Source organism: Staphylococcus sp. HMSC036D05 (assembly GCF_001836225.1).
GTDB classification, from domain to species: Bacteria; Bacillota; Bacilli; order Staphylococcales; family Staphylococcaceae; genus Staphylococcus; species Staphylococcus caprae.
Genome location: NZ_KV827781.1, coordinates 950,097 through 957,701, shown reverse-complemented (window position 1 = coordinate 957,701; position 7,605 = coordinate 950,097). Strand labels below are relative to the sequence as shown.

General features: G+C 34.1%; 8 protein-coding genes. 6 read left to right on the top strand and 2 right to left on the bottom strand.

Annotation, left to right across the window (positions count from 1 at the left end; all coding sequences use genetic code 11):
• Nucleotides 1-145: 145 nt before the first annotated feature.
• Complete coding sequence (locus tag HMPREF2580_RS12335; RefSeq protein ID WP_176747475.1) at nucleotides 146-301, bottom strand: hypothetical protein; 156 nt, start codon at nucleotides 299-301, stop codon at nucleotides 146-148.
• 164 nt (nucleotides 302-465) lie between these two features.
• Here HMPREF2580_RS12335 and HMPREF2580_RS09110 point away from each other — a divergent pair, with 164 nt between their 5' ends.
• Nucleotides 466-663 carry a CsbD family protein gene (locus HMPREF2580_RS09110; protein WP_002441669.1) on the top strand — a complete coding sequence of 66 codons (198 nt, stop codon included), beginning with the start codon at nucleotides 466-468 and terminating at the stop codon, nucleotides 661-663.
• Between the two features lie 71 nt (nucleotides 664-734).
• On the opposite strand, the gene HMPREF2580_RS09105 is transcribed toward HMPREF2580_RS09110, so the two are convergent.
• Nucleotides 735-1,592 carry a polyprenyl-phosphate transporter PopT gene (locus tag HMPREF2580_RS09105; protein WP_070832236.1) on the bottom strand — a complete coding sequence of 286 codons (858 nt, stop codon included), beginning with the start codon at nucleotides 1,590-1,592 and terminating at the stop codon, nucleotides 735-737.
• 324 nt (nucleotides 1,593-1,916) lie between these two features.
• Here HMPREF2580_RS09105 and sufC point away from each other — a divergent pair, with 324 nt between their 5' ends.
• The 5 genes from sufC (at nucleotide 1,917) to sufB (ending at nucleotide 7,472) form a co-directional block, all read left to right on the top strand.
• Entirely contained in the window at nucleotides 1,917-2,678 is a 762-nt protein-coding gene (gene sufC, locus HMPREF2580_RS09100) for a Fe-S cluster assembly ATPase SufC (RefSeq protein WP_002441672.1), read from the top strand.
• A 100-nt stretch (nucleotides 2,679-2,778) separates the two neighbouring features.
• The gene (gene sufD / locus HMPREF2580_RS09095) at nucleotides 2,779-4,086 is read left to right on the top strand and encodes a Fe-S cluster assembly protein SufD (RefSeq protein ID WP_070832233.1); all 1,308 of its coding nucleotides are present in this window, start codon (nucleotides 2,779-2,781) and stop codon (nucleotides 4,084-4,086) included.
• Nucleotides 4,087-4,151: 65 nt separating this feature from the next.
• On the top strand, nucleotides 4,152-5,402 hold the full coding sequence (locus tag HMPREF2580_RS09090; protein ID WP_002441676.1) for a cysteine desulfurase: 1,251 nt from the start codon (nucleotides 4,152-4,154) through the stop codon (nucleotides 5,400-5,402).
• On the top strand, nucleotides 5,392-5,856 hold the full coding sequence (gene sufU / locus HMPREF2580_RS09085; protein WP_044466333.1) for a Fe-S cluster assembly sulfur transfer protein SufU: 465 nt from the start codon (nucleotides 5,392-5,394) through the stop codon (nucleotides 5,854-5,856). Before HMPREF2580_RS09090 ends, sufU begins: the two co-directional genes overlap by 11 nt.
• A 218-nt stretch (nucleotides 5,857-6,074) precedes the next feature.
• Complete coding sequence (sufB, locus tag HMPREF2580_RS09080; RefSeq protein ID WP_070832230.1) at nucleotides 6,075-7,472, top strand: Fe-S cluster assembly protein SufB; 1,398 nt, start codon at nucleotides 6,075-6,077, stop codon at nucleotides 7,470-7,472.
• The last annotated feature ends 133 nt before the right edge of the window (nucleotides 7,473-7,605 follow it).

The window sequence follows — 7,605 nt, the reverse complement described above, 5'->3', positions numbered from 1 at the left end:
CTCTATGTTGGGGCCCCGCCGGCAAGGATGTCTAGGATTGAGAGAAGCTTGATGTAAGCGCGCTTTCAATCCAGACATCTACTGCCAATATGTTAAAAGAGACTGAGATATTTAATATGTCCCAGTCTCGATTTTTAATTAAATATTATAATACTTTAAATAGTATGCCTACACCTACACCACCGTATCCCATTTGATAATCAAATTTTAGAATTTCTATATTTGGATTTTGTTCAAAAAAACGATTCACTTTCTTATTGAGTCCACTTTCAGTCATAGATGTAATGTTGGCGAAATTCATAACGTCACTCCTTAAATCATTTTAGGTACTTTTAATATATGAAAATTAAAGTATAAAGCAATCTTTTTAAGTTAAAAATTAAGCTTTTAACAGCATATGGATGTTTATTTAATATTTTAGAGGGTAAAAGTGATAAAGATAAAAGTCATAAGGAGGAAATTACAATGGCTGAAGATAACAAATTTGAACAAGCTAAAGGTAATATTAAAGAAACAGTAGGTAATGCTACAGACAATAAAGATTTAGAACAAGAAGGTAAAGAAGATAAAACTTCTGGCAAAGCAAAAGAATTTGTAGATAACGCAAAAGAAAAAGCAAATGACGTTATTGATAAATTCAAAGGTAATAAAGGAGACAACTAAGGTTGTCTAACCACTTAAATGAGCCCTCATGTACAGAAACGTACTTGAGGGCTTTGTTGTGTTCTAGCTTGTTATGAGGTTTCATTATGAGCTGTCATACGACCTAAGCTTAGACTTATTAGGAAACCTACAATTAATGTTGTTAATGAAATCGCCCAGGTTAATCCATTTTCAGGAAGACCTGGATAAACTGCGAAAATTGATCCAATAACAAAGCCGATGATTAGAGCGAAGGTCATAGTACTGTGATGATGTAAAAAATATTGAATAATGCGACTAGATACCATAAATCCAGTGAGAATTCCTAAACCAACGATAAGTAAAATAGGTAATGCTGAAAAATTCAACTTAACAAGTTCAGAAATTGAGAACATTACTGTGCCGTACGCACCAAAAACTAATAACATAAATGACCCAGAAATACCGGGTAGTAGCATTGCACTAGAGGCAAACATTCCAGCTATAAAATATTTAATAATAAGACTAAAAGATAAAGATAATGTTTCGCCGGAGTGTTTATCACCGTTATTTAGAAGAGTAATTACAAATAAAATGACGATGCCTACTAGCACCATTAAATAATGTTTAGTTTCGAAGGTACGCTTGAAATCTGAAACTTTAAGTAGATATGGAATAATACCGATGATTAGTCCAGTAAAGAAGAACATTGTAGAAATTTCGTAGTGACTTAACAAATAATTAAATAAGTTACTTAATATTGCTATGGCTAAACCCATTCCTATTATAATAGGAAGTAAAAATTTGAGGCTAGGCCAAAACCGTTTGGAAAACAGCCCACTAATTGAACTAATAAATCCGTCATATATACCTAATAGTAAGGCAATTGTTCCACCGCTCACGCCGGGAACTAAATCGCTGGTGCCCATACCAAAACCTTTAAGGATATTAATCCATTTGAAATTGTTCATGAATGGCTCCTTTCTATAAATGATTTAAAGGTTAAAGTGCATCATATCATAGAAATGAAATTTTAGGGCAATAAATACTTTAATATGTCTAAAAATTGGCTATTGAGAAATTAAGAGCTTGTTTATCATTTAATGAAATTTTACGCGTTAGATAAAAATAATTTTATTTAAAGAATAAATCTAAATTAGTGGTTCAAAAAGTTTATATTACCAACTAAGTGCGTTATAATAAAGAGAATTGAATATCACTAAGTCTTTTTGACTACAGATTAAAATTATTATAAACTAGTTAAGAAAACTTTATATTTTACGGAGGGAATATAAATGTCATCAACATTAGAAATCAAAGACCTACATGTGTCTATTGAGGATAAAGAAATTTTAAAAGGTGTAAATTTAACTGTCAACACAGGTGAAATACATGCAATCATGGGGCCTAACGGAACTGGTAAATCAACATTATCATCTGCAATCATGGGACACCCATCTTACGAAGTGACTCAGGGGGAAGTATTACTAGACGGCGTCAATATCTTAGAATTAGAAGTTGATGAGAGAGCTAAAGCTGGTTTATTCCTAGCTATGCAATATCCTTCAGAAATCACTGGCGTTACTAACGCTGACTTTATGCGTTCAGCTATCAATGCAAAACGTGAAGAAGGACAAGAAATCAACTTAATGCAATTTATTAAGAAGTTAGACAAAGAAATGGATTTCTTAGATATCGATCAAGACATGGCGCAACGTTATTTAAATGAAGGTTTCTCTGGTGGGGAGAAAAAACGTAACGAAATCTTACAATTAATGATGTTAGAACCGAAATTTGCTATTTTAGACGAAATTGACTCAGGTTTAGACATTGACGCATTGAAAGTTGTATCTAAAGGTATTAATCAAATGCGTGGAGAAGACTTTGGCGCATTAATGATTACGCACTATCAACGTTTATTAAACTATATTACACCGGATAAAGTACACGTTATGTATGGTGGTAAAGTTGTTAAATCTGGTGGACCAGAATTAGCTAAACGCCTTGAAGAAGAAGGTTACGAATGGGTTAAAGAAGAATTTGGTGCAACTGAATAGTCGTCAATCAGACTTTTAACATTGAGATGTTCACTTTTAATGATGAAAATGAACATGCCGAGCAACAAACTATTTCATCAAGCAGGAGGAAAAGAAAGTTATGACAACTGAAACTTTGAACATTTCTGAAGCACAACTTGTTGATTATTCAAAAGCGCACAATGAACCTTCTTGGATGACAGAATTACGTAAAAAAGCGTTGGAATTAACAGAAACTTTAGAAATGCCAAAACCTGATAAAACAAAATTACGAAAATGGAACTTTGATACATTTAAACAACACGAAACAAAAGGTAGTGCATATAATAATCTTGATGAACTACCAGAATCAGTAAAGCAAATCATTGATGTGGAGAACACTGAAAACTTAGTCATCCAACATAATAACGATTTAGCTTATACTCAAGTGTCAGACCAAGCTAAAAATGATGGTGTGATTATTGAAGGTTTATCAGAAGCATTAGTTAATCATAGTGACTTAGTTCAAAAATACTTTATGACAGAAGCTGTAGACATTGATGAACATCGTTTAACAGCTTTACACACTGCATTAATTAATGGTGGTGTATTCGTCTATGTACCTAAGAATGTAGTAGTTGAACATCCAATTCAATACGTTGTGTTACACGATGACGAGAATGCTAGTTTCTACAACCACGTTATCATTGTGACTGAAGAAAGCGCTGAAGTTACTTATGTAGAGAACTATTTATCTAACGCAAGTGGTGAAGGTAATCAAATTAATATTGTTTCAGAAGTGATTGCTGGAGCAAATTCAAATGTAGCTTATGGCTCAGTAGATTACTTAGATAAAGGTTTCACTGGTCACATTATTCGTCGTGGTACAACTGAAGCTGATGCATCTATTAAATGGGCATTAGGTTTAATGAACGAAGGTAGTCAAATTATCGACAACACAACAAACCTTGTAGGTGACCGCTCAACAAGTGAATTGAAATCAGTTGTTGTAGGTACAGGTGATCAAAAAATTAACCTAACTTCTAAAATTGTACAATATGGTAAAGAAACTGATGGTTACATCTTAAAACATGGTGTAATGAAAGAAAACGCATCTTCAGTATTTAACGGTATTGGTTATATTAAACATGGTGGTACGAAATCTATCGCTAACCAAGAATCTCGTGTGTTAATGCTTTCTGAGAATGCACGTGGTGACGCAAACCCAATTCTATTAATAGATGAAGATGATGTTGAAGCAGGTCACGCAGCATCAGTAGGTCGTGTAGACCCTGAACAATTGTATTACTTAATGAGTCGTGGTATTTCAAGAACAGAAGCAGAACGTTTAGTTATTCATGGATTCTTAGATCCTGTAGTTCGCGAATTACCAATCGAGGATGTTAAACGTCAATTAAGAGAAGTTATTGAACGTAAAGTTTCTAAATAAACTTATTTCGCACTATATAAAAAGTAAAACCAAAATACGATGAGATTTTTAATTATAGAAAGGTCGTGAATAAAGTGACCGAACGAACTTTTGATGTAAATTCTATCATCAAAGATTTCCCGATTCTTGAGCAACAAGTAAATGGAAAACGCTTAGCGTATCTTGATTCAACTGCAACAAGTCAAACACCAATACAAGTATTAAACGTTTTAGACGATTACTATAAGCGTTATAATTCAAACGTTCATCGAGGCGTTCATACTTTAGGATCACTAGCAACAGATGGATATGAAAGTGCACGTGAAACTGTGCGCCGTTTCATCAATGCTAAATATTTTGAAGAAATTATTTTCACTAGAGGTACAACAGCATCTATCAATATTGTTGCACGTAGTTATGGAGATGCAAACGTTGAAGAAGGCGATGAAATTGTTGTAACTGAGATGGAACACCATGCGAATATTGTTCCATGGCAACAATTAGCTCAACGTAAAAATGCATCATTAAAATTTATCCCAATGACAGACGAGGGCGAACTTAATCTTGATGACATTAAAGCAACAATCAATGATAAAACGAAAATTGTAGCCATTGCACATGTTTCAAATGTACTTGGAACAATTAATGATGTTAAGACGATAGCAGACATTGCACATGAACATGGCGCAATTATTAGTGTGGACGGTGCACAAGCAGCACCACATATGGCATTAGATATGCAAGAAATTGATGCAGATTTCTATAGCTTTAGTGGACATAAAATGCTTGGTCCTACTGGTATTGGTGTGCTTTACGGTAAACGTGATTTACTTAAAGACATGGAACCAGTCGAATTTGGTGGTGACATGATTGATTTCGTTAGTAAATATGATGCGACATGGGCAGATTTACCAACTAAATTTGAAGCGGGCACACCACTTATTGCTCAAGCGATTGGTTTAGGTGAAGCAATTCGCTACATTGAAGACCTTGGCTTCGATGCGATACACAAACATGAAAAAGAATTAACTGAGTATGCCTATGAACAAATGTCTTCTATTGAAGGATTAGACATTTATGGTCCACCTAAAGACCGTCGTGCAGGAGTGATTACATTTAATCTCTCTGATATTCATCCTCATGATGTCGCAACAGCTGTAGATACTGAGGGTGTTGCTGTACGTGCAGGTCATCATTGCGCTCAACCGCTAATGAAATGGCTCAATGTATCATCAACTGCACGTGCAAGCTTCTATGTATACAATACAAAAGAAGACGTAGATCAGTTAGTTCAAGCATTGAAACAAACGAAGGAGTTTTTCTCTTATGAATTTTAATAATTTAGATCAACTATACCGATCTGTAATTATGGATCATTATAAGAACCCTAGAAACAAAGGTGTTTTAGATAACGGCTCAATGACAGTAGATATGAACAATCCCACATGTGGTGACCGTATACGTTTAACATTTGATATTGAAGACGGGATAATTAATGATGCGAAGTTCGAAGGAGAAGGTTGCTCTATCTCAATGTCCAGTGCATCTATGATGACTGAAGCTGTAAAAGGTCATTCATTAGCTGAGGCGATGCAAATGAGCCAAGAGTTCACTAAGATGATGCTTGGTGAAGATTATGAAATTACTGAAGATATGGGAGACATTGAAGCTTTACAAGGTGTTTCTCAATTCCCAGCACGTATCAAATGTGCCACACTTGCTTGGAAAGCATTAGAAAAAGGCACAGTCGAAAAAGAAGGTAAAACAGAAGGTACTACTGAAGAAGAGTAATTTATTTACAAAGTTTCCTTCAGTGTATTTGAAAATGAATCGGGTAAACTCAAACTATAACAGCTGTATAGTCTTTAGATGAATATAGCATGTTGTTATAATATAGATATTACAACATTAAAGAATAGTCATTTTTAAATATTACACTTTAAACTATATAAAATTAAAAATCTCACACGCACGTCGTTTATTAATTATAAATTCAAGGAGTGATTAAAATGGCTAAAAAAGCACCTGATGTTGGAGATTATAAATATGGTTTCCACGATGAGGATGTGTCCATTTTCAGATCAGAGCGAGGTTTAACAGAAAATATCGTTACTGAAATTTCTAGAATGAAAGAAGAACCTCAATGGATGTTAGACTTCCGTCTTAAAGCATTGAAATTATTCTATAAAATGCCAATGCCACAATGGAGCGGAGATTTATCAGAATTAAACTTTGATGACATCACATATTACGTTAAACCATCAGAACATACTGAGCGTTCATGGGATGAAGTTCCTGAAGAAATCAAACGTACATTTGATAAATTAGGTATTCCTGAAGCTGAACAAAAATATTTAGCTGGTGTTTCTGCACAATATGAATCAGAAGTTGTTTATCATAATATGGAAAAAGAATTAGAAGAAAAAGGTATTATCTTCAAAGATACAGACAGTGCATTACGTGAAAATGAAGACCTATTTAGAGAATACTTTGCATCTGTTGTACCTGCAGCTGATAACAAATTCGCTGCACTTAACTCAGCTGTATGGTCAGGTGGTTCATTCATCTATGTACCTAAAAACGTTAAATTAGATACACCATTACAAGCGTATTTCCGTATTAACTCTGAAAACATGGGGCAATTCGAACGTACATTGATCATTGCTGATGAAGGTGCATCAGTAAACTATGTTGAAGGTTGTACTGCACCAGTTTATACAACAAGTTCATTACACTCAGCTGTAGTTGAAATCATTGTTCATAAAGATGCGCATGTTCGTTACACAACAATTCAAAACTGGGCCAACAACGTTTATAACTTAGTTACGAAACGTACGTTTGTCCATGAGAATGGTAATATGGAATGGGTTGACGGTAACTTAGGTTCTAAGTTGACTATGAAATACCCTAACTGTGTATTATTAGGTGAAGGTGCAAAAGGTAGCACATTATCTATTGCCTTTGCAGGTAAAGGACAAGTTCAAGATGCGGGTGCTAAAATGATTCACAAAGCACCAAACACATCTTCAACAATTGTATCTAAATCTATCTCTAAAAATGGCGGTAAAGTCATTTATCGTGGTATTGTTCATTTTGGACGTAAAGCTAAAGGTGCACGTTCAAATATCGAATGTGATACGTTAATCTTAGATAATGAATCTACTTCAGATACAATTCCATATAACGAAGTATTTAATGACAATATTTCATTAGAACACGAAGCGAAAGTGTCTAAAGTGTCAGAAGAACAATTATTCTATCTCATGAGCCGTGGTATTTCTGAAGAAGAAGCTACTGAAATGATTGTTATGGGCTTCATTGAACCATTCACAAAAGAATTACCAATGGAATATGCAGTAGAAATGAACCGTTTAATCAAATTCGAGATGGAAGGTTCAATTGGTTAATATATACTAGAGCTATAAATTTAATAATTATGAATAAACTGCCAACAATTCTTTATACGAGTTGTTGGCAGTTTTTTGTGGGAATAAAGATTTAATAAAAGGTTATTTGTGTAACAAATATCTGTTAATTAAT

What these genes read in the sequence shown, in the direction of transcription:
- HMPREF2580_RS12335 (WP_176747475.1), bottom strand. Translation starts at nt 301, where the DNA reads ATGAATTTCGCCAACATTACATCTATGACTGAAAGTGGACTCAATAAG.
- HMPREF2580_RS09110 (WP_002441669.1), top strand. Translation starts at nt 466, where the DNA reads ATGGCTGAAGATAACAAATTTGAACAAGCTAAAGGTAATATTAAAGAA.
- HMPREF2580_RS09105 (WP_070832236.1), bottom strand. Translation starts at nt 1,592, where the DNA reads ATGAACAATTTCAAATGGATTAATATCCTTAAAGGTTTTGGTATGGGC.
- sufC (WP_002441672.1), top strand. Translation starts at nt 1,917, where the DNA reads ATGTCATCAACATTAGAAATCAAAGACCTACATGTGTCTATTGAGGAT.
- sufD (WP_070832233.1), top strand. Translation starts at nt 2,779, where the DNA reads ATGACAACTGAAACTTTGAACATTTCTGAAGCACAACTTGTTGATTAT.
- sufU (WP_044466333.1), top strand. Translation starts at nt 5,392, where the DNA reads ATGAATTTTAATAATTTAGATCAACTATACCGATCTGTAATTATGGAT.
- sufB (WP_070832230.1), top strand. Translation starts at nt 6,075, where the DNA reads ATGGCTAAAAAAGCACCTGATGTTGGAGATTATAAATATGGTTTCCAC.